The 20,890-nt window shown below is 43.6% G+C and carries 18 protein-coding genes; all 18 read left to right on the top strand.

Annotation, left to right across the window (positions count from 1 at the left end; all coding sequences use genetic code 11):
- Window positions 1-35: 35 nt before the first annotated feature.
- Window positions 36-764 (top strand): elongation factor P 5-aminopentanone reductase, encoded by a 729-nt coding sequence (ymfI, locus tag MOF34_RS16680; protein ID WP_268400936.1) that lies wholly within the window; start codon window positions 36-38, stop codon window positions 762-764.
- Between the two features lie 80 nt (window positions 765-844).
- Window positions 845-1,102 carry a DUF3243 domain-containing protein gene (locus MOF34_RS16675; protein ID WP_003220996.1) on the top strand — a complete coding sequence of 86 codons (258 nt, stop codon included), beginning with the start codon at window positions 845-847 and terminating at the stop codon, window positions 1,100-1,102.
- 129 nt (window positions 1,103-1,231) lie between these two features.
- Window positions 1,232-2,023: a DUF3388 domain-containing protein gene (locus MOF34_RS16670; protein WP_003220998.1), complete on the top strand. Its 792-nt coding sequence runs from the start codon at window positions 1,232-1,234 to the stop codon at window positions 2,021-2,023.
- Window positions 2,024-2,041: 18 nt separating this feature from the next.
- On the top strand, window positions 2,042-2,956 hold the full coding sequence (gene rodZ / locus MOF34_RS16665; RefSeq protein ID WP_419901036.1) for a cell shape determination protein RodZ: 915 nt from the start codon (window positions 2,042-2,044) through the stop codon (window positions 2,954-2,956).
- 49 nt (window positions 2,957-3,005) lie between these two features.
- Complete coding sequence (pgsA, locus tag MOF34_RS16660; RefSeq protein WP_014113836.1) at window positions 3,006-3,587, top strand: CDP-diacylglycerol--glycerol-3-phosphate 3-phosphatidyltransferase; 582 nt, start codon at window positions 3,006-3,008, stop codon at window positions 3,585-3,587.
- A 17-nt stretch (window positions 3,588-3,604) separates the two neighbouring features.
- Window positions 3,605-4,855, top strand: a complete 1,251-nt coding sequence (locus MOF34_RS16655; protein WP_019714459.1) for a competence/damage-inducible protein A — start codon at window positions 3,605-3,607, stop codon at window positions 4,853-4,855.
- Window positions 4,856-5,027: 172 nt separating this feature from the next.
- Entirely contained in the window at window positions 5,028-6,074 is a 1,047-nt protein-coding gene (gene recA / locus MOF34_RS16650) for a recombinase RecA (protein ID WP_019714460.1), read from the top strand.
- Between the two features lie 177 nt (window positions 6,075-6,251).
- Window positions 6,252-7,427: a serine hydrolase domain-containing protein gene (locus MOF34_RS16645; protein ID WP_268400935.1), complete on the top strand. Its 1,176-nt coding sequence runs from the start codon at window positions 6,252-6,254 to the stop codon at window positions 7,425-7,427.
- A 276-nt stretch (window positions 7,428-7,703) separates the two neighbouring features.
- Window positions 7,704-9,266, top strand: a complete 1,563-nt coding sequence (gene rny, locus MOF34_RS16640) for a ribonuclease Y (RefSeq protein ID WP_003221010.1) — start codon at window positions 7,704-7,706, stop codon at window positions 9,264-9,266.
- A 70-nt stretch (window positions 9,267-9,336) separates the two neighbouring features.
- A complete protein-coding gene (ymdB, locus tag MOF34_RS16635; protein WP_019714462.1) occupies window positions 9,337-10,131 on the top strand; it encodes a 2',3'-cyclic-nucleotide 2'-phosphodiesterase in 795 nt (264 codons plus the stop codon).
- A 199-nt stretch (window positions 10,132-10,330) separates the two neighbouring features.
- Entirely contained in the window at window positions 10,331-10,591 is a 261-nt protein-coding gene (gene spoVS, locus MOF34_RS16630) for a stage V sporulation protein SpoVS (RefSeq protein WP_003154135.1), read from the top strand.
- A 266-nt stretch (window positions 10,592-10,857) separates the two neighbouring features.
- The gene (gene tdh / locus MOF34_RS16625) at window positions 10,858-11,901 is read left to right on the top strand and encodes an L-threonine 3-dehydrogenase (RefSeq protein WP_019714463.1); all 1,044 of its coding nucleotides are present in this window, start codon (window positions 10,858-10,860) and stop codon (window positions 11,899-11,901) included.
- A 13-nt stretch (window positions 11,902-11,914) separates the two neighbouring features.
- On the top strand, window positions 11,915-13,093 hold the full coding sequence (locus MOF34_RS16620) for a glycine C-acetyltransferase (protein WP_268400934.1): 1,179 nt from the start codon (window positions 11,915-11,917) through the stop codon (window positions 13,091-13,093).
- 144 nt (window positions 13,094-13,237) lie between these two features.
- Window positions 13,238-14,767 carry a tRNA (N6-isopentenyl adenosine(37)-C2)-methylthiotransferase MiaB gene (miaB, locus tag MOF34_RS16615; RefSeq protein ID WP_268400933.1) on the top strand — a complete coding sequence of 510 codons (1,530 nt, stop codon included), beginning with the start codon at window positions 13,238-13,240 and terminating at the stop codon, window positions 14,765-14,767.
- Between the two features lies 1 nt (window position 14,768).
- Window positions 14,769-15,200, top strand: a complete 432-nt coding sequence (ricA, locus tag MOF34_RS16610; protein WP_019714465.1) for a regulatory iron-sulfur-containing complex subunit RicA — start codon at window positions 14,769-14,771, stop codon at window positions 15,198-15,200.
- Between the two features lie 259 nt (window positions 15,201-15,459).
- A complete protein-coding gene (cotE, locus tag MOF34_RS16605; RefSeq protein ID WP_019714466.1) occupies window positions 15,460-16,005 on the top strand; it encodes an outer spore coat protein CotE in 546 nt (181 codons plus the stop codon).
- A gap of 132 nt (window positions 16,006-16,137) precedes the next feature.
- Entirely contained in the window at window positions 16,138-18,714 is a 2,577-nt protein-coding gene (gene mutS / locus MOF34_RS16600) for a DNA mismatch repair protein MutS (RefSeq protein ID WP_268400931.1), read from the top strand.
- A gap of 15 nt (window positions 18,715-18,729) precedes the next feature.
- Complete coding sequence (gene mutL / locus MOF34_RS16595) at window positions 18,730-20,616, top strand: DNA mismatch repair endonuclease MutL (protein ID WP_268400929.1); 1,887 nt, start codon at window positions 18,730-18,732, stop codon at window positions 20,614-20,616.
- Window positions 20,617-20,890 lie beyond the last annotated feature (274 nt).

Below are 20,890 nucleotides of genomic sequence, written 5' to 3'. Positions count from 1 at the left end.
TGGGGGGTGTTTTTCTGCGGAAAGAAGGAAAGAGGATGAACAAAACAGCACTAATCACCGGAGCAAGCGGCGGCATCGGCAAAAGCATAAGTGAAGCCCTTGCGGCAGAGGGATACAATCTGCTTTTGCATTATCATACAAATCAAAACGCGGCAGCGGAGCTTGCTGAAAAACTAAGAGAGACCTTTGGCGTGCGTGCTGAAAGTTTGCAAGCCGATCTGTCCGCGCCAGAAGGAGCAGATAAGCTGACAAGTTCAATTGTTCAGCCGGTTGATGCGATTGTTTTAAATAGCGGAAGAAGCCATTTTGGACTGATTACGGATGTGGATAATGCAACAGTTCAGGAAATGGTTCAGCTCCATGTGGCGAGTCCGTATATGCTAACGAGAAACCTTCTTCCAGGCATGATCCGGAATAAATCAGGAGCGATTGTGGCTGTCAGCTCTATTTGGGGCGAGACTGGAGCATCTTGTGAAGTGCTGTACAGCATGGCAAAGGGAGCTCAGCACTCGTTTGTAAAAGGACTGGCTAAAGAGCTGGCGCCTAGCGGAATCAGGGTAAACGCCGTAGCGCCGGGCGCGGTTGATACAAATATGATGAATCAATTTACCCCTTCTGAAAAAGAAGAGATTGCGGATGAGATCCCGATTGGCCGGCTGGCACGGCCGCAAGAAATTGCCGATGCAACAGCTTTTCTCCTGTCTGAAAAAGCATCATATATTACTGGCCAAATTCTGTCGGTGAATGGCGGCTGGCACTGCTGATTCGAAAATATTCGGTGCATAGTTTCTTTTGCGACGGACACAATAATCATGTAACTTCACATGAAATGGAGGAAACGAGCATGTCAGTATTAGAAAACTGGGATAACTGGAAAAACTTCCTTGGCGACCGTCTGAACTATGCGCAAGATAAAGGTATGAGCCAGGATACGATTACAGATCTTGCGACAGAAATCGGCAGTTACTTGGCTAATGAAGTGGAATCTAAGAACGAGCAGGAAAAAGTGCTGGCAGATCTTTGGAGCGTAGCATCAAAAGATGAACAGCACGCAATTGCCAATATGATGGTCAAGCTTGTTGAAAATAACAGCACTCACTAAGAAGAGAGGGGATTTTTCCTCTCTTTTTTATGTTTTCCTCATCACAGCAACATTCTTCTTTCTAATTAGAGAAAAATGCTTTATGATAAAGGAAGGTAAAATTTTGCCACAATGAAGGGGGTATATCATTTGGCAAAGCTCGAATGGTATTTTGAATATGAAATTCAAGTGAACCGCCCCGGACTGCTCGGGGATATTTCATCTCTTCTTGGGATGCTTTCTATTAACATCGTAACGATAAACGGCGTCGATCTTTCCAGAAGGGGAATGCTTCTCAGGTGCCGCCATATAGATCAAATTAAACGATTAGAATCAATCTTAAAAACGATGGAAACAATTAAAGTAACGAAGCTGAGAGAACCGAGGCTTCGTGACCGTCTTGCCGTCCGTCACGGCCGTTACATTCAAAGGGATGCCGATGACAAGAAAACCTTCCGCTTTGAACGGGACGAGCTAGGCTTATTAGTCGATTTTATGGCCGAACTGTTCAAAAAAGAAGGCCATAAATTAATCGGAATCAGGGGGATGCCGCGTGTCGGAAAAACGGAATCGATTGTGGCCTCGAGCGTGTGTGCAAGCAAAAGGTGGCTGTTTGTGTCATCAACCTTGCTGAAGCAGACGATAAGAAGCCAGCTGATTGCCGATGAATACAGCACTGAAAATGTCTTTATCGTTGACGGAATTGTGTCAACACGAAGAGGATCAGAACGCCATCTCCAGCTGGTCAGAGAAATCATGAGGCTGCCTGCAACAAAAGTGGTGGAGCATCCGGACATATTCGTTCAAAATACAGAGTATACACTAGATGACTTTGATTATATTATTGAACTTAGAAATGACCCTGATGAGGTTATTACATATGAACATGCCGAAGAACCCCAAATGTTTGATCAATCCGGGTTTTCAAGCTTTGATTTTTAAAATTGGAAGGTGTTTGTTGTGACTGAACTAGGAATCCGGCTCAAAGAAGCCAGAGAGGAAAAAGCAATGTCATTGGATGATCTCCAAGCGGCAACAAAGATTCAAAAAAGGTATTTAACTGCCTTGGAGGAAGGAAACTATGACATTATTCCGGGGAAGTTTTATGTTCGGGCATTCATCAAGCAATATGCGGAAGCTGTAGGGCTTGATGCGGATCAGCTGTTTGAGGAGCATAAAAAAGATATCCCAAATACGTATCATGACGATGTGTCTGAAAAGATCTCCGGCATGAATCTTCAAAAGGAAATGCCAAAACCAGCATCTAAGGTGCTGGAACTGCTGCCAACGATACTTGTCATTCTCGGCGTCATTGTCGTGATTGCGATCGTGTACGCGATCATTCAATTTATGAATCACAAAAACAGTGATGATAACAATGCCGCATCTGAAAAAACAATTACACAAAGTGAAAGCAAGTACGAAATCCCAAAAGATTCAACGCTAAAAGAGAATCAAAGCAACAGCTCTGAAAAAGAGACAGATACTAAAAAAGTAACGAAAGAAAAAGAAGATAAAAAAGAAGAAAGCGACAGTGATAAACTGGAGATTAAAGCAACTGGCACTGAAGGGTCATTAACGACTTATGAAGTGTCCGGCGCTGATAAAATCGAACTCGAACTGAAGGCATCAGACAGTTCTTGGATTCGAGTGCGCGATGAAAACAGCAGTTCGTTAAAAGAGGGAACGCTAAAAAAAGATGAAACTTATAAAAAAGATATAACTGATCAGAAACAAGTTGAAATCCGCACCGGATATGCACCTAATCTGAAAATTAAAATCAACGGTAAGGTTCTCTCATATGAACTTGATCCGAAAAAAGTGATGGCACAAACCATAAAGATTGTAAATAACCAGGAAGAAAAGTCATCTTAATTACCAGATGACTTTTCTTCACGTCCGAGTATGAAATTGGAGGGGCTTTATGTTTAACTTACCAAATAAAATCACACTAGCTAGAATCGCATTAATCCCAATCTTCATGATTATCATGCTGGCGCCATTTGACTGGGGCAGGCTCGAATTTGGAGACGAATCGATTCCGGTCGCACACTTGGCGGGGGCTATCCTATTTATTATTGCATCCACAACAGACTGGATAGACGGATATTATGCTCGAAAACTGAATCTCGTTACAAACTTCGGGAAATTTTTAGATCCGCTTGCGGACAAACTGCTTGTATCCGCAGCGTTAATTATCCTTGTTCAATTTGATCTTGCTCCGGCCTGGATGGTCATTGTGATTATCAGCCGGGAGTTTGCCGTGACAGGTTTAAGGCTTGTCTTAGCTGGAACAGGAGAAGTTGTAGCTGCTAACATGCTTGGTAAAATTAAAACCTGGGCACAAATCATTGCGGTTTCCGCATTGCTTCTTCATAATCTTCCGTTTGAACTTGTGTCATTCCCGTTTGCTGATTTAGCGCTGTGGGTAGCTGTCTTCTTTACTGTCGTATCAGGCTGGGAATATTTCGCTAAAAACTGGGAAGCGTTAAAAACATCTAACTAAGAAAGAAGGACTTCGTCATGGAATTTCCAAAAAAAGCAGAAATTATTGCAGTCGGTTCAGAGCTGTTGCTTGGCCAGATCGCTAATACAAATGCTCAGTTTATTAGCAAACAGCTCGCTGAAATCGGAGTGAACGTATTTTACCATACAGCAGTCGGAGATAACCCGGAGCGGCTGAAGCAGGTCATCCGCATTGCTGAAGAACGCTCTGACTTCATTATTTTTTCAGGAGGTCTCGGACCGACAAAAGATGATTTGACGAAAGAAACGATTGCAAATGCGCTGGGGCGTCCGCTTGTGTTAAATGATGAGGCGTTCCAATCCATTGAGGACTATTTCAAACGAACAAAACGCACGATGTCACCCAATAACCGAAAACAAGCGCTTGTGATCGAAGGATCTGACGTACTGGCAAATCACTTTGGAATGGCACCGGGAATGCTCACTGAGCATGAATCGCGCTTTTATATGCTTCTTCCTGGGCCGCCAAGTGAATTGCGTCCCATGTTTGAAAATGAAGCAAAACCTCTTCTGATGAAAAAGATGGGTTCCAATGAAAAAATTGTGTCAACCGTTCTTCGCTTTTTCGGTATCGGAGAATCTCAGCTTGAAGCCGATTTGGAAGATATTATTGATGCACAAACCAACCCGACAATCGCTCCATTGGCGGCAGATGGAGAGGTAACGCTTCGTCTGACAGCCAAGCATGCTGACGAAAAGGAAACAGAGCGTCTGTTAAAAGAAACAGAGGCTGTTATTTTAGAACGTGTCGGTGAATTTTTCTATGGTTACGATGATACTTCTCTTGTAAAAGAGCTTTCTAAAGCATGTAAGGAAAAAGGCCTTACGATTTCCGCGGCGGAAAGTTTTACCGGCGGGCTGTTTTCTGAATGGCTGACGGATCTGAGCGGTGCTTCAAAACGATTTGCCGGCGGCGTCGTTTGCTATACAAACGACGTGAAACAGAATGTGCTTGGCGTCAAGAAGGAAACATTAGATCAATTTGGCGCGGTCAGCAAGGAGTGCGCATCAGAGCTGGCAAAGGGTGTTCAAAAGCTCACTGGCAGCGACATCGGCATCAGCTTTACCGGTGTAGCAGGACCGGATACTCAAGAAGGGCATGAGCCTGGACATGTGTTTATCGGTATTTCAGCAAATGGAAAAGAAGAGGTTCACGAGTTTCACTTTGCGGGTTCCAGAACGGGAATCAGAAAACGCGGTGCTAAATACGGCTGCCATTTACTCTTGAAGCTTTTAGAGCGAAAATAATATTTTCAGTACCTTATCCTCCTAAGAAAACATGATTTCTCTGATACATTATGTTATTTTGATAGAAATCACGCCAAGAAAAAATCCGAATATGCGTTCGCTTTTTTCTTGGCAAATCCCTTCAAACAGGGTATAGTATATGTAGTGGTAACATAAAGGAGGAAAAAATAGAATGAGTGATCGTCAGGCAGCCTTAGATATGGCTCTTAAACAAATAGAAAAACAGTTCGGCAAAGGTTCCATTATGAAACTGGGAGAAAAGACAGATACAAGAATTTCTACTGTCCCAAGCGGCTCCCTCGCTCTTGATACAGCACTGGGAATTGGTGGATATCCGCGCGGACGGATTATTGAAGTATATGGTCCTGAAAGCTCAGGTAAAACCACTGTGGCGCTTCATGCGATTGCTGAGGTTCAGCAGCAGGGCGGACAAGCCGCGTTTATCGATGCGGAGCATGCGCTAGATCCGGTATACGCGCAAAAGCTCGGAGTCAATATCGAAGAGCTTTTACTGTCTCAGCCTGATACAGGCGAGCAGGCGCTTGAAATTGCGGAAGCGCTGGTTCGAAGCGGTGCAGTTGACATTGTTGTTGTCGATTCTGTGGCAGCTCTCGTGCCGAAAGCGGAAATTGAAGGAGACATGGGGGATTCACATGTCGGTTTACAAGCACGCTTAATGTCTCAAGCGCTTCGTAAGCTTTCAGGGGCCATTAACAAATCGAAGACAATCGCAATTTTCATTAACCAAATTCGTGAAAAAGTCGGCGTTATGTTCGGGAACCCGGAAACAACTCCTGGCGGCCGTGCGCTGAAATTCTACTCTTCCGTGCGTCTTGAGGTGCGCCGTGCTGAACAGCTGAAACAAGGCAACGACGTAATGGGGAACAAAACGAAAATCAAAGTCGTGAAAAACAAGGTAGCCCCGCCGTTCCGTACAGCCGAGGTTGACATTATGTACGGAGAAGGCATCTCAAAAGAAGGCGAAATTATTGATCTTGGAACTGAACTTGATATCGTGCAAAAAAGCGGTTCATGGTACTCTTATGAAGAAGAGCGTCTTGGCCAAGGCCGTGAAAATGCAAAACAATTCTTGAAAGAAAATAAAGATATCATGCTGATGATCCAGGAGCAAATTCGCGAACATTACGGCTTGGATAATCACGGAGCAGCTCAGCAGCAAGCTGGAGACACACAAGAAGAACTCGAATTTGAAGAATAAAAATAAAATAAGTTTGAAATGATACAAAAGGCTGAGTTAAAAAACTCAGCCTTTTTGTATTTTTGCAAAAAAATGATAAAAATATTGCTTTTTTTGACAACTTTTTCAGTGCTTTATTCGTCTAACAAAACGTGTGCAAAATGGAATTTATTTTGGGAGGAAAAGAGGAAAAAATGAATGACAAGCCCAACCCGCAGAAGAACTGCGAATCGCAGACGGAGTAAACTAAATAAAAGAGGAAAACTTTTGCTTGGTCTTTTAGCTGTGATGATTTGCTTTGCGATTTTGAATGCGCTACACCGAAATAGTAAAGAGAACCAGCTATCTCAAGAAACTGCAGCTGTTTCAGATAACGGCCAGAAAAAAGAAGTCAAAAAGAAAACCGCCAAAAAAACAGAGGAACAAATCAAAACAGTCGACCGTAATCAAAAAATCAGCAATTATTTAAAAGAGATCGGTTTCAGCGGTACAGCCATGATTGTCAGAAATGGAGAAATCGTAACAAATAAAGGTTTTGGTTATGCAGACCGTAAACACCACATTCAAAATAATCCATTGACATCTTTTTATGTCGGTTCATCACAAAAAGCATTGATTGCAACCGCTATTTTGCAGCTTGAGGAAAAGGGGAAACTGCAAACAAGTGATCCGGTAAGCACATATTTACCTCATTTTCCTAACGGTCAAACGATTACTTTGAAGAATCTGCTAACACATACATCGGGAATAAACGGACATATTGAAGGCAACGGGGCAATCGCTCCGGACGATTTAATACAAGACATAGAACGTCAGGGAATCAAACGCCAGCCGGGCGTATGGGACTATAAGGATTCCAATTATTCTGTTCTCGCTTATATTATTGCTGAAGTAAGCGGTGAGCCCTATGAACAGTACATAACGAATCATATTTTTAAACCAGTGGGTATGACGCATGCAGGCTTTTATAAAACATATCATAAAGAACCTTATCCTGCTGTCGGGTATAAGCTGAAGGGCAGCAGAATTGTTACACCGTATATGCCTGATTTATCTCAGTTGTATGGAGCCGGTGATATTTATATGAGCGCTATAGATATGTACAAATTTGACCAAGCGCTGATAGACGGCAAACTGTATTCGCAAAAAAGCTACGAAAAGATGTTTACGCCAGGGAGCAGCTCCACATATGGTATGGGATTTTATGTCGCTCCCGGGAGCTATTCAAACCATGGTGTCATGCCGGGCTTTAATATCTTGAACAGCTTTAGCAAATCAGGGCAAACCATTGTTATTTTGTTGTCAAACATTCAAAATAACGCTAAATTAGGCCAAGTGAACAATAAGATATACCAGCTTCTGAATCAAGAATAGTTTATGATCTTCTTTGGAAGGATTGCATTCGGCACGTGAAAAGACGGCAGGTCGGTAAACGTTAAGATGGCAAGCTTGACAAGTATTTCCGACACATTTACAATGAAGTTGTAACATTTGTTTTTTTAACATGATTGTTAAACCATTTTAAACTTGACAAGGGCGATGAAAATACTCATTCCCTGTGAAGGTTCTGTATGTTGAGAAAACTAGACAATGTACATGCCGACACTTATGTAAGCAACAACCAAGTTCATAGCAAGAGGAGGTGAAAGTATGACCCCAATTATGATGGTTCTCATCTCCATTTTGCTGATTCTACTCGGTTTAGTTGTTGGCTACTTTGTTCGTAAAACCATTGCCGAAGCGAAAATTGCGGGCGCACGCGGTGCAGCCGAGCAAATTCTTGAAGATGCAAAGCGTGATGCTGAAGCACTGAAAAAAGAAGCTCTGCTTGAAGCAAAGGATGAAATCCACAAACTTCGAATAGATGCTGAACAGGAAGTTCGTGAAAGACGAAATGAGCTTCAAAAACAAGAAAACCGTTTACTCCAAAAGGAGGAAAACCTTGATCGCAAACATGAGGGAATTGATAAACGGGAAGCGATGTTGGAGAAGAAAGATCATTCTCTGAATGAACGACAACAACATATTGAAGAGATGGAAAGCAAAGTGGATGAGATGATTCGTATGCAGCAGTCAGAGTTGGAACGAATTTCGAGTCTGACTCGTGATGAAGCAAAACAAATCATTCTTGAGCGGGTTGAAAACGAGCTTTCACATGACATCGCCATCATGACAAAAGAAACTGAAAACCGCGCGAAAGAAGAGGCGGATAAGAAAGCGAAAAACATTCTTTCACTCGCCTTACAGCGCTGCGCAGCGGACCACGTTGCCGAAACAACGGTATCAGTTGTCAATCTTCCAAATGATGAGATGAAAGGACGTATCATCGGACGGGAAGGGCGTAACATTCGTACGCTTGAAACGCTGACAGGAATTGACCTGATTATTGATGATACGCCTGAAGCTGTCATTCTTTCTGGATTTGATCCGATCAGACGTGAGACAGCAAGGATTGCTCTTGATAAACTCGTTCAGGATGGCCGTATTCATCCGGCACGGATTGAAGAAATGGTTGAAAAATCTCGCCGCGAGGTCGATGACTATATTCGTGAGATGGGGGAGCAAACGACATTTGAGGTTGGCGTTCACGGCCTCCACCCAGATCTCATCAAGATCCTCGGCCGCTTAAAGTTCCGTACAAGCTATGGTCAAAATGTGCTTAAGCATTCTATGGAAGTCGCATTCTTGGCTGGTTTAATGGCATCGGAACTTGGAGAAGACGCAAAGCTTGCTAAACGTGCGGGACTTCTTCACGACATCGGGAAAGCAATTGACCATGAAGTAGAAGGAAGCCACGTTGAAATCGGGGTAGAGCTTGCAACCAAATATAAAGAGCACCCAGTCGTGATTAACAGTATTGCATCACACCACGGGGATGAAGAGCCGACTTCTATTATCGCTGTCCTGGTAGCTGCAGCAGATGCGCTTTCAGCTGCAAGACCTGGCGCAAGAAGCGAGACGCTCGAGAATTATATTCGAAGACTTGAAAAGCTCGAAGAAATTTCTGAGTCCTACGAAGGTGTTGAAAAATCATTTGCCATTCAGGCTGGACGTGAAGTGCGTATTATGGTGAAGCCGGATTCAATTAATGATCTTGAAGCTCATCGACTGGCGCGAGATATCCGTAAGCGAATTGAGGACGAGCTCGATTATCCAGGTCATATTAAAGTGACAGTAATCAGAGAAACTCGAGCCGTAGAGTATGCAAAATAAAGTGATGCGCTAAGCATCACTTTATTTTTTTGACGGCTAAGAAATTTTTAAGATAGAAGGGAATTACAAAATGAGGATTTTATTTATCGGAGATGTCGTCGGTTCACCGGGCCGCGACATGGTAAAAGAATATGTACCAAAGCTAAAAACAAAATATAAGCCGCACTTTACCATTATTAATGGTGAAAACGCCGCACATGGAAAAGGATTGACTGAAAAGATTTATCACAGCCTAATCCAGTCCGGCGCAGATGCCATCACGATGGGGAACCACACATGGGATAAAAAAGAAATTTTCGATTTTATAGATGATGTTCCGAACTTGGTTCGCCCCGCAAACTTTCCTGAAGGAACACCGGGGAAAGGGATCACATATGTGAAAGCAAACGGCAAAGAGCTTGCCGTCATGAATTTACAAGGGCGTACGTTTTTACCGCCGCTTGATGACCCGTTTTTAAAAGCGGATGAGTTGATTGCCGAAGCCTCGAAAAGAACGCCGTACATTTTTATCGACTTCCATGCCGAAGCGACAAGTGAAAAGCTTGCACTCGGCTGGTACACAGACGGACGGGCATCAGCTGTCGTTGGAACTCATACACACGTGCAAACAGCGGATAACCGCATTTTGCCGAAGGGGACGGCATATATTACTGATGTAGGGATGACTGGACCATACGATGGTATACTGGGGATGGACAGAGAAACGATTATTAAGCGATTTAAAACGAATCTCCCGGTCCGTTTTACTGTCGCTGAAGGAAAAACAACACTGAGCGGGGTCGTCATTGACATTGACGATCAAACGAAAAAGGCTGTCAAAATTGAACGTATTCTAATCAATGATGATCACATGTTCTTTGAATAATTGAACATATGGTTATTTTATAAAAATATTAAAAAGAAAAGCAGGAATATAGCAACTCCTTAGTGAATATAGTAAAAATGGAAGGTAGCCCGCTATTTTTGAAAAGCATTGTGGGGATGGCTTTTTGGATAGCAACATCTAATAATGATTGTTCTAATGAACACTCACTTATCCATTGTAAAACTAAGGGGGAGCAGAAATGGAAATCTTAAAAGTTTCAGCAAAATCAAGTCCAAATTCAGTGGCAGGTGCGCTTGCAGGTGTGTTAAGAGAGCGAGGAGCCGCCGAGATTCAAGCGATTGGAGCGGGTGCATTAAACCAGGCTGTAAAAGCTGTGGCGATTGCCAGAGGATTTGTGGCGCCTAGCGGCGTTGATTTGATTTGTATTCCGGCTTTTACAGATATTCAGATCGATGGGGAAGAAAGAACAGCAATTAAATTAATCGTAGAGCCTCGCTAAAAACAAATAAAGCATTCTCAACCTGTTTGCCGAGGGCAAACAGGTTGTTTTTCATTTATTGTGATATTTTCTTCCTATAGTATTTTCAGCATGTAAATCGAGGAAATGCAAAAGTTAGAAATGATCTGGAACGTTTCAGAAAAAAATTTGCGCCCATTTTTCAAGACGGAAACTTTTGTCTTTCTCAGAAAGACAGTGATGTTTACGCTTATTCCATATCATGGTACAATCCGAATGTAACAAGAAATTTTCAAGGAGGATTGTACATGCAGAGTGGAAAGATGAAAGCTCTAATGAAAAAGGACGTGGCGTTCGGTGCTGTACTGACTGAAGTTCCCATTCCTGAGATTGAAAAACATGAAGTCCTCATAAAAGTGAAAGCTGCTTCCATATGCGGTACGGATGTGCACATTTATAATTGGGATCAATGGGCACGCCAGAGAATCAAAACTCCCTATGTTTTCGGCCATGAGTTCAGCGGGATTGTTGAAGCTGTAGGAGAGAATGCCGGCAATATAAAAGTAGGGGAATATGTGTCTGCGGAAACGCATATTGTCTGCGGTAAATGTGTCCCTTGCTTAGCCGGAAAATCTCATGTTTGCACCAATACAGCTATTATCGGGGTGGACACGGCAGGATGTTTTGCGGAGTATGTGAAAGTCCCCGCTGATAACGTTTGGAAGAATCCCGCCGATATGGACCCGGCGATTGCTTCCATTCAAGAACCTTTAGGAAATGCGGTTCACACAGTACTCGAGAGCCAGCCTGCAGGAGGAACAGCTGCAGTCATCGGATGCGGACCGATTGGTCTTATGGCTGTTGCGGTTGCAAGAGCAACAGGTGCTTCTCAGGTGATAGCGATTGATAAAAATGAATACAGATTGGCGCTTGCCAAACAAATGGGAGCCACACGTACGATTTCAATTGAAGAAGAAGATCCGCTCAAAATTGTAAGCGCTTTAACGAATGGGGAAGGAGTGGATCTCGTTTGTGAGATGTCGGGTCATCCCTCAGCGATTGCCCAAGGTCTTGCGATGGCTGCGAATGGCGGCAGATTTCATATTCTCAGCTTGCCGGAACATCCGGTGACAATTGATTTGACGAATAAGGTAGTATTTAAAGGACTTACGATTCAAGGAATCACCGGAAGAAAATTGTTTTCAACATGGCGGCAGGTGTCTCAATTGCTCAGCTCAAACGTGCTCGATCTTTCACCTGTTATTACCCATCAGTTTCCGTTAGAGGAGTTTGAGAAAGGATTCGAACTGATGAGAAGCGGCCAGTGCGGAAAAGTAATTTTAATTCCATAAAAGGGGGATAAACATGACGAAGGAATTTGAGTTTTTAAAAACAGAGCTTGATAAAATGAAAGAAAATCATACATGGCAAGAGATAAAACAGCTTGAATCAATGCAGGGCCCATCTGTCACAGTGAATCACAAAAACGTCATTCAGCTTTCTTCTAATAATTACCTCGGATTTACTTCACACCCAAGACTCATCAAAGCCGCGCAGGAGGCCGTTCAGCAATTTGGAGCAGGCACCGGATCAGTGAGAACGATTGCCGGTACATTTACAATGCATCAAGAGCTTGAGAAAAAGCTGGCAGCCTTTAAAAAAACGGAGGCGGCACTTGTATTCCAATCAGGCTTTACAACAAATCAGGGCGTACTTTCAAGTATTCTTTCAAAAGAGGATATTGTCATCTCAGATGAATTGAACCATGCCTCTATTATTGATGGAATCCGATTGACAAAGGCGGGTAAAAAGGTGTATCAGCATGTCGATATGAGTGATTTAGAGAGGGTGCTGAGAAAGTCAATGAATTTTCGGATGCGTCTGATTGTGACAGACGGTGTATTTTCCATGGATGGCAACATAGCTCCGTTGCCTGATATTGTAGAACTCGCTGAGAAATATGACGCATTTGTGATGGTGGATGACGCCCATGCATCGGGAGTGCTTGGCGAAAACGGCAGGGGGACGGTGAATCACTTCGGTCTGGACGGCAGAGTCCATATTCAGGTCGGAACGCTAAGCAAGGCAATCGGAGTGCTCGGCGGCTATGCTGCCGGTTCAAAGGTGCTGATCGATTATTTGCGCCATAAAGGCCGTCCGTTTTTATTTAGCACGTCCCATCCGCCGGCAGTCACTGCAGCTTGTATGGAAGCGATTGATGTCTTGCTGGAAGAGCCGGAGCATATGGAGCGCTTGTGGGAGAATACAGACTATTTTAAATCTATGCTTGTGAAAATGGGTCTGACTCTCACGCAGAGTGAGACGCCAATTCTTCCTATTTTAATAGGTGACGAAGGTGTAGCAAAGCAATTTTCTGATCAGCTCCTATCTCGCGGCGTTTTTGCTCAAAGCATCGTTTTCCCGACTGTAGCAAAGGGAAAAGCCAGAATTCGCACGATTATTACCGCCGAGCACACTAAAGAAGAACTGGATGAGGCCCTTGACGTCATCGAAAAGACGGCTAAGGAGCTTCAGCTGTTGTAAGAGGAAGAGCATACTCTTCCTCTTTTGATTCCTTATTGATTATTATTCTCAATGATTGTACAATGATAGGTTGCCAGTTGTGCAGAGCTTCAATAACCTTTATACTGAAGGGTGGAAGTTTGGTTTGAAAGGAGAAATTATGACATGAATGAAAAGCAAAAATTAGAGAGCGGACAAGTTAATCCATCGGACAAAAAATCCGAGAAGGATTACAGCAAGTACTTTGAAGCTGTGTATATTCCGCCTTCCTTAAAAGATGCGAAAAAACGAGGCAAGGAAGCCGTTACTTATCATAATGACTTTAAAATTTCTGAACAATTTAAAGGTTTGGGAGACGGAAGAAAGTTCTATATCCGTACGTATGGCTGTCAAATGAATGAACACGATACAGAGGTTATGGCAGGGATCTTTATGGCGCTCGGTTACGAAGCGACAAATTCTGTTGATGATGCCAATGTGATTTTGTTAAACACATGTGCGATCCGTGAAAATGCCGAGAACAAGGTGTTTGGTGAGCTGGGGCATTTAAAAGCGCTGAAAAAAAACAATCCCGATCTCATTTTAGGCGTGTGCGGCTGTATGTCCCAAGAGGAATCAGTCGTGAACCGGATTTTGAAAAAGCATCCGTTTGTCGATATGATTTTTGGAACGCATAACATACATCGTCTGCCAGAGCTTTTGTCAGAAGCATACCTTTCAAAAGAAATGGTCATCGAAGTTTGGTCCAAGGAAGGGGACGTTATTGAAAACCTTCCGAAAGTCCGGAACGGAAAAATTAAGGGCTGGGTCAATATTATGTACGGCTGTGACAAATTCTGTACGTATTGCATTGTGCCTTACACACGCGGAAAAGAAAGAAGCCGCCGCCCTGAAGAGATCATTCAGGAAGTGAGAAGGCTCGCTAGTGAAGGCTATAAGGAAATTACACTATTAGGCCAAAACGTAAACGCGTACGGAAAAGATTTTGAAGATATGACGTACGGACTTGGTGATTTGATGGATGAACTGAGAAAAATCGATATCCCGAGAATCCGTTTTACTACGAGTCATCCACGCGACTTTGATGACCGTCTCATTGAAGTGCTGGCAAAAGGCGGCAATCTGCTTGATCACATTCATCTTCCGGTTCAATCAGGAAGCTCAGAGGTTCTGAAGCTGATGGCCCGCAAATATGACAGAGAGCGTTACATGGAGCTCGTGCGAAAAATTAAGGCAGCAATGCCAAACGCATCTTTGACAACGGACATTATCGTCGGATTCCCGAACGAAACGGACGAACAGTTTGAAGAAACGCTTTCTCTATACCGTGAAGTAGAGTTTGACAGCGCCTATACGTTCATTTATTCTCCGCGTGAGGGTACTCCAGCTGCCAAAATGAAAGATAATGTACCGATGCGCGTGAAAAAAGAACGTCTGCAGCGCCTGAACGCATTGGTAAATGAAATTTCTGCTAAAAAAATGAAGGAATACGAAGGCAAGGTTGTCGAAGTATTAGTTGAAGGTGAAAGCAAAAATAATCCTGATATTCTTGCAGGCTATACTGAAAAAAGCAAGCTTGTCAATTTCAAAGGGCCGAAGGAAGCCATCGGCAATATCGTCCGCGTGAAAATCCAGCAAGCGAAAACATGGTCGCTTGACGGAGAAATGGTAGGAGAAGCAATCGAGGTGAAATAAGATGACGCTCTACTCAAAAAAAGACATTGTGCAGCAGGCTCGAAACCTTGCAAAAATGATCTCTGAAACAGAAGAGGTTGATTTTTTCAAACGGGCTGAAGCGCAAATCAATGAAAATGACAAAGTGTCTACAATTGTTAATCAGATTAAAGCCCTGCAAAAGCAGGCTGTCAATCTGAAGCATTATGAAAAGCATGAAGCACTCAAACAAGTAGAAGCAAAAATTGACGCGCTGCAAGAAGAGCTTGAAGAGATTCCTGTCATCCAGGAATTCAGAGACTCGCAGATGGTAGTAAATGACCTTCTGCAGCTCGTTGCGCACACCATTTCCAATCAAGTCACAAATGAAATTATCACGTCAACCGGAGGAGACCTCCTGAAAGGGGAAACCGGTTCGAAGGTGAAACATTCAAATAATAGCTGTTCTCTCTAAACACGGTGCCTTTACAGGCCCGTGTTTTTTTAATTCAAATGGATAAAGATGAACTAAATAATCTATGTGCCAAGTGTTCAATGTGTTTTTCTCTGCTCGGCCGCAAGTAAACTTTATCGCACTTAAAAGTAAAGTTTCTAGGCGGGCCTGCATACAATGGAACAGAAACTTTGTATTTTTATATTTTATTTATAAAAATGCACACTAGACAAATGCCCAGCATAAGATAACACGAAGAAGAACAAGGAGGCATGCCGGAATGTCTGAATACAGGGAAATTATTACGAAGGCGGTAGTAGCGAAAGGCAGAAAATTCACCCAATGCACCAATACCATCTCCCCTGAGAAAAAACCGAGCAGCATTTTGGGCGGTTGGATCATTAACCACAAGTATGATGCTGAAAAAATCGGGAAAACGGTAGAAATTGAAGGGTATTATGATATAAACGTATGGTACTCTTACGCGGACAACACAAAAACAGAGGTTGTCACAGAACGGGTGAAATACGTAGATGTCATCAAACTCAGATACAGAGACAACAATTACTTAGATGATGAGCATGAAGTGATTGCAAAAGTTCTTCAGCAGCCTAACTGTCTAGAAGTGACCATTTCACCGAATGGAAATAAAATTGTTGTGCAGGCAGAAAGGGAGTTTTTGGCGGAAGTGGTAGGAGAAACAAAGGTAGTGGTTGAGGTCAATCCTGATTGGGAAGAGGAAGACGAAGAAGATTGGGAAGATGAGCTTGAAGAAGAACTGGAAGACATCAACCCGGAATTTTTAGTAGGAGATCCAGAAGAATAAAAAAGGGACTAGGGGAGACAGTACCCCCAAGTCTCTTTTTTATATTGATATATCATTCTTTTATCACTTTTTGTTTATGTTATAATGAAGGCTGGAAAATAGAAACGTTGATACATAGTGAGGGATTAAACAATGGCCGGTTATACGCCTATGATACAGCAATATTTAAAAATAAAGGCAGAGCACCAGGATGCCTTTTTATTTTTTCGCCTTGGTGATTTTTACGAAATGTTTTTTGAGGACGCCAAAAAAGCGTCACAAGAGCTGGAAATTACGTTAACAAGCAGAGACGGCGGTGCGGCTGAAAAAATACCGATGTGCGGTGTGCCGTATCATTCTGCTTCCGCGTATATCGAGCAGTTGATTAAAAAAGGGTATAAAGTGGCTATCTGTGAACAGACGGAAGATCCGAAAGCCGCAAAGGGCGTTGTGAAACGTGAAGTGGTTCAGCTTATTACACCCGGAACTGTAATGGACGGCAAGGGTATCCATGAATCAGAAAACAACTTTATCGCATCTGTTTCCGCTTGCTCGAACGGATACGGGCTGGCGCTGTCTGATTTAACAACGGGAGAAAATTTGGCTGTCTTGATTGAACGGCTCGAAGATGTCATATCAGAAATTTATTCAGTCGGCGCACGGGAAATCGTCGTTTCAGGCAGCCTGGATGCGGATACGGTCGCACAGCTGAAAGAGCGGTGCGGTGCCACGATCTCGATTGAAGATGGTGAAACAGACGAACACGTCATGATCATTGAGCATTTAGATAATGAAGATGTGACAAAAACATTTTTGCGCTTGTATACGTATCTGAAAAGAACTCAAAAGCGCAGCCTTGATCATCTTCAGCCCGTAAAGGTGTATGAGCTTGAGGAAGCGATGAAAATTGATTTGTACTCAAAGCGAAATCTGGAGCTGACTGAAACGATCCGTTCGAAAAATAAAAAAGGCTCTCTTTTGTGGCTGCTGGATGAAACAAAAACTGCAATGGGAGGCCGGCTGCTTAAACAGTGGATTGACCGGCCGCTTATTAGAGTCAATCAAATCGAAGAACGCCAAGAAATGGTGGAAACATTGATGTCCCATTTCTTTGAACGGGAAGATCTGCGTGAGCGGTTAAAAGAAGTATATGACTTAGAACGACTTGCAGGCCGTGTCGCATTTGGGAATGTCAATGCACGGGATTTAATTCAGCTGAAGGAATCGTTAAAGCAAGTGCCTAGCATCAAACAGCTGGTTGCTTCACTGGCTCATGACAAGGCCAAGGAACGTGCGGAGCGCATTGATCCTTGCGGGGATGTGCTTGAACTGCTGGAAGAAGCGCTGTATGCAAACCCTCCTTTATCGTTAAAAGAAGGGAACCTGATTAAAGACGGATATAATCAAAAGCTTGATGAATACCGTGACGCAAGCAGAAACGGAAAAGACTGGATTGCCCGCCTGGAACAGCAGGAGCGAGAATACACAGGCATTCGCTCTTTAAAGGTCGGTTTCAATAAAGTTTTCGGTTATTATATTGAAGTGACAAGAGCGAATCTGCATTTGCTTGAGGAAGGGCGCTATGAGCGGAAGCAGACGTTAACGAATGCAGAGCGCTACATTACACCTGAATTAAAAGAAAAAGAGGCGCTCATTTTAGAAGCGGAAAATAACATCTGCGAGCTGGAATACGAGCTGTTCACCGAGCTGCGTGAGAAAGTGAAACTGTATATTCCGAGGCTGCAGCAGCTTGCCAAACAGATGAGCGAGCTTGACGCACTGCAGTGCTTTGCGACAATCAGTGAAAATCGTCACTATACGAAACCGAAGTTCTCTAAAGATGAAGTCGAAGTGGTAGAAGGCAGACACCCGGTTGTGGAAAAGGTCATGGACAGCCAGGAATACGTCCCGAACAATTGTATGATGGGCGATAATAGACAAATGCTTCTCATTACCGGTCCAAACATGTCAGGGAAGAGCACGTATATGAGACAAATTGCGCTCATTTCTATTATGGCGCAAATCGGCTGCTTTGTACCCGCGAAGAAAGCGGTGCTTCCGATTTTCGATCAAATTTTCACGCGAATCGGCGCTGCGGATGATTTGATTTCCGGACAAAGTACATTTATGGTGGAAATGCTTGAAGCTAAAAATGCGATTGTAAATGCGACGAAAAACAGCCTGATTCTGTTTGACGAAATCGGGCGGGGAACGTCCACTTATGACGGCATGGCGCTGGCACAGGCCATTATCGAATATGTTCACGATCATATCGGCGCCAAGACGCTGTTCAGCACGCACTATCACGAGCTGACTGTTCTTGAGGACAAGCTGCCGCAGCTGAAAAATGTTCATGTCCGCGCTGAAGAATATAACGGAACGGTTGTCTTTCTTCATCAAATTAAAGAAGGAGCCGCTGACAAAAGCTACGGAATCCATGTAGCCCAGCTTGCTGAGCTGCCGGAAGATCTTATTTCGCGCGCTCAAGATATTTTAAAAGAGCTTGAGCATTCTGGGAACAAACCGGAAGTGCCGGTGCGGAAACCCCAAGTAAAAGAAGAACCGGCACAGCTGTCCTTTTTTGACGAAGCAGAAAAGCCGGCTGAAGCGCCAAAGCTTTCAAAAAAAGAAAAGCAAGTGCTCGATGCTTTTAAATCACTTAATATATTGGATATGACGCCGCTTGAAGCGATGAATGAAATGTATAAGCTGCAAAAGAAATTACATTAAAACGGGGTGATGAATGTGGCAAAAGTCATCCAGCTGTCAGATGAGCTTTCAAATAAAATAGCGGCGGGCGAAGTTGTGGAGCGGCCCGCCTCAGTCGTCAAGGAATTAGTGGAAAATGCGATTGACGCTGACAGCACAGTCATTGAAATCGATATTGAGGAAGCAGGTCTTGCATCCATTCGGGTACTTGATAACGGCGAAGGAATGGAAAATGAGGATTGCAAGCGTGCTTTCCGCCGCCACGCAACGAGTAAAATAAAAGATGAAAATGATTTATTCAGGGTGAGAACGCTTGGTTTTAGGGGAGAAGCACTGCCGAGTATCGCGTCAGTCTCTCATCTGGAGATGACAACCAGCACCGGTGAAGGAGCAGGGACGAAGCTCGTACTCCAAGGAGGAAACATCATTTCCGAATCGCGTTCCTCGAGTAGGAAGGGAACCGAAATTGTCGTTTCCAATCTGTTTTTTAACACACCGGCCCGCTTAAAATATATGAAAACCGTTCATACAGAGCTTGGGAACATTACAGATGTGGTCAACCGTATAGCACTTGCCCATCCGGAGGTATCGATCCGCCTGCGCCATCATGGGAAAAACCTGCTTCAAACGAACGGGAACGGAGATGTGCGCCATGTACTGGCAGCGATTTATGGCACAGCTGTCGCCAAAAAAATGCTTCCGCTGCATGTGAGCTCTTTGGATTTTGAAGTAAAGGGATATATCGCTCTCCCAGAGATCACACGGGCGTCGAGAAACTATATGTCGTCTGTGGTCAATGGCCGTTACATTAAAAATTTCCCGCTCGTCAAAGCGGTTCATGAAGGATATCATACGCTTCTGCCGATCGGACGCCATCCAATTACTTTTATAGAAATTACGATGGACCCGATTTTAGTTGATGTCAATGTGCATCCATCGAAGCTTGAGGTCCGTCTCAGCAAGGAAACAGAGCTTCATGACTTAATTCGTGACGGAATTAAAAATGTGTTTAAACAGCAGCAGCTGATTCCAAGTGCCCAGCTCCCGAAAAGATCAGCACCTGTCATCAAAAATGAGCAGCAGTTCATAACCTTTGATGAAAAGCCTGCTGAAAGAAAAGTACCGGAAAAAGCGCCTGCACCATCTTATTCGCCAATGAAGCTCAGCTCAGTCGTGAAAGAGCCGGTTAACCCGGAGGAAGAATGGTCCTCTGCCCAATTTAATGCACCACCTATTGTTAATCAGGAACAAAGCATTGAAGTGCCGGATGTTTCAGAGGATCAGCCTGTGGCACTTGAGCAGGAACACCATCAAGAAGAACAGTCGGAGCCAACGACTGAGCGGGTTCCGATTATGTACCCGATCGGCCAGATGCATGGGACTTATATATTGGCGCAAAACGAAAACGGCCTGTATATTATCGACCAGCATGCCGCCCAAGAACGTATTAAATACGAATATTTCCGTGAAAAGGTGGGGGAGGTTGAGCCTGAGGTGCAGGATATGATCGTGCCGCTGACGTTCCACTACTCCACGAACGAGGCACTGATTATTGAACAGCACAAACAAGAACTCGAAAGCATCGGTGTCTTTTTAGAGTCATTCGGCTCAAACAGCTACATCGTCCGCTGCCACCCGGCCTGGTTTCCAAAGGGGGAAGAAGCTGAGCTGATTGAAGAAATCATTCAGCAGGTGCTCGATTCCAAAAATATTGATATTAAAAAACTGCGCGAGGAGGCAGCGATTATGATGAGCTGCAAGGGCTCCATCAAAGCAAACCGCCACCTCAGAAATGACGAAATCAAAGCACTTCTGGACGACCTCCGAAGCACATCAGACCCATTTACATGCCCGCACGGCCGTCCGATCATCATTCACCATTCCACGTATGAGATGGAAAAGATGTTCAAACGCGTGATGTAGTTGGGTTTGGCGAAGGGTAAATTTAGCATTGAGACATTCTTTGAATGGATCAATGCTTTTTTTGTACTCATTTGGTGTAATACGTTAAGAATCAGTTGAAACGTTCAAAATAGTGACAAGTGTTATACTTTCTAATGAGTTTATGGATATATCTCATACCATAATAAAAATGTATACAAATAATTGAAACAAATGTATATTTTGAGTTAAGGAGGTGGGAATATGACATTCGAACCGAATAGAATCATCCTTTTGGATGAGCTTGAGCATGAGA

Origin of the sequence: Bacillus sp. T17B1, assembly GCF_026796395.1 — a bacterium.
Lineage (GTDB): Bacteria > Bacillota > Bacilli > Bacillales > Bacillaceae > Bacillus > Bacillus spizizenii_A.
This window is presented reverse-complemented; position numbering and strand designations above follow the sequence as displayed.

Excerpts from the sequence above, each read along its gene's own strand:
- cotE (WP_019714466.1), top strand. The coding sequence starts at position 15,460 with ATGTCTGAATACAGGGAAATTATTACGAAGGCGGTAGTAGCGAAAGGC.
- MOF34_RS16645 (WP_268400935.1), top strand. The coding sequence starts at position 6,252 with ATGACAAGCCCAACCCGCAGAAGAACTGCGAATCGCAGACGGAGTAAA.
- tdh (WP_019714463.1), top strand. The coding sequence starts at position 10,858 with ATGCAGAGTGGAAAGATGAAAGCTCTAATGAAAAAGGACGTGGCGTTC.
- MOF34_RS16655 (WP_019714459.1), top strand. The coding sequence starts at position 3,605 with ATGGAATTTCCAAAAAAAGCAGAAATTATTGCAGTCGGTTCAGAGCTG.
- miaB (WP_268400933.1), top strand. The coding sequence starts at position 13,238 with ATGAATGAAAAGCAAAAATTAGAGAGCGGACAAGTTAATCCATCGGAC.
- ymfI (WP_268400936.1), top strand. The coding sequence starts at position 36 with ATGAACAAAACAGCACTAATCACCGGAGCAAGCGGCGGCATCGGCAAA.
- spoVS (WP_003154135.1), top strand. The coding sequence starts at position 10,331 with ATGGAAATCTTAAAAGTTTCAGCAAAATCAAGTCCAAATTCAGTGGCA.
- pgsA (WP_014113836.1), top strand. The coding sequence starts at position 3,006 with ATGTTTAACTTACCAAATAAAATCACACTAGCTAGAATCGCATTAATC.
- MOF34_RS16620 (WP_268400934.1), top strand. The coding sequence starts at position 11,915 with ATGACGAAGGAATTTGAGTTTTTAAAAACAGAGCTTGATAAAATGAAA.
- MOF34_RS16675 (WP_003220996.1), top strand. The coding sequence starts at position 845 with ATGTCAGTATTAGAAAACTGGGATAACTGGAAAAACTTCCTTGGCGAC.
- mutS (WP_268400931.1), top strand. The coding sequence starts at position 16,138 with ATGGCCGGTTATACGCCTATGATACAGCAATATTTAAAAATAAAGGCA.
- ricA (WP_019714465.1), top strand. The coding sequence starts at position 14,769 with ATGACGCTCTACTCAAAAAAAGACATTGTGCAGCAGGCTCGAAACCTT.
- ymdB (WP_019714462.1), top strand. The coding sequence starts at position 9,337 with ATGAGGATTTTATTTATCGGAGATGTCGTCGGTTCACCGGGCCGCGAC.
- recA (WP_019714460.1), top strand. The coding sequence starts at position 5,028 with ATGAGTGATCGTCAGGCAGCCTTAGATATGGCTCTTAAACAAATAGAA.
- rny (WP_003221010.1), top strand. The coding sequence starts at position 7,704 with ATGACCCCAATTATGATGGTTCTCATCTCCATTTTGCTGATTCTACTC.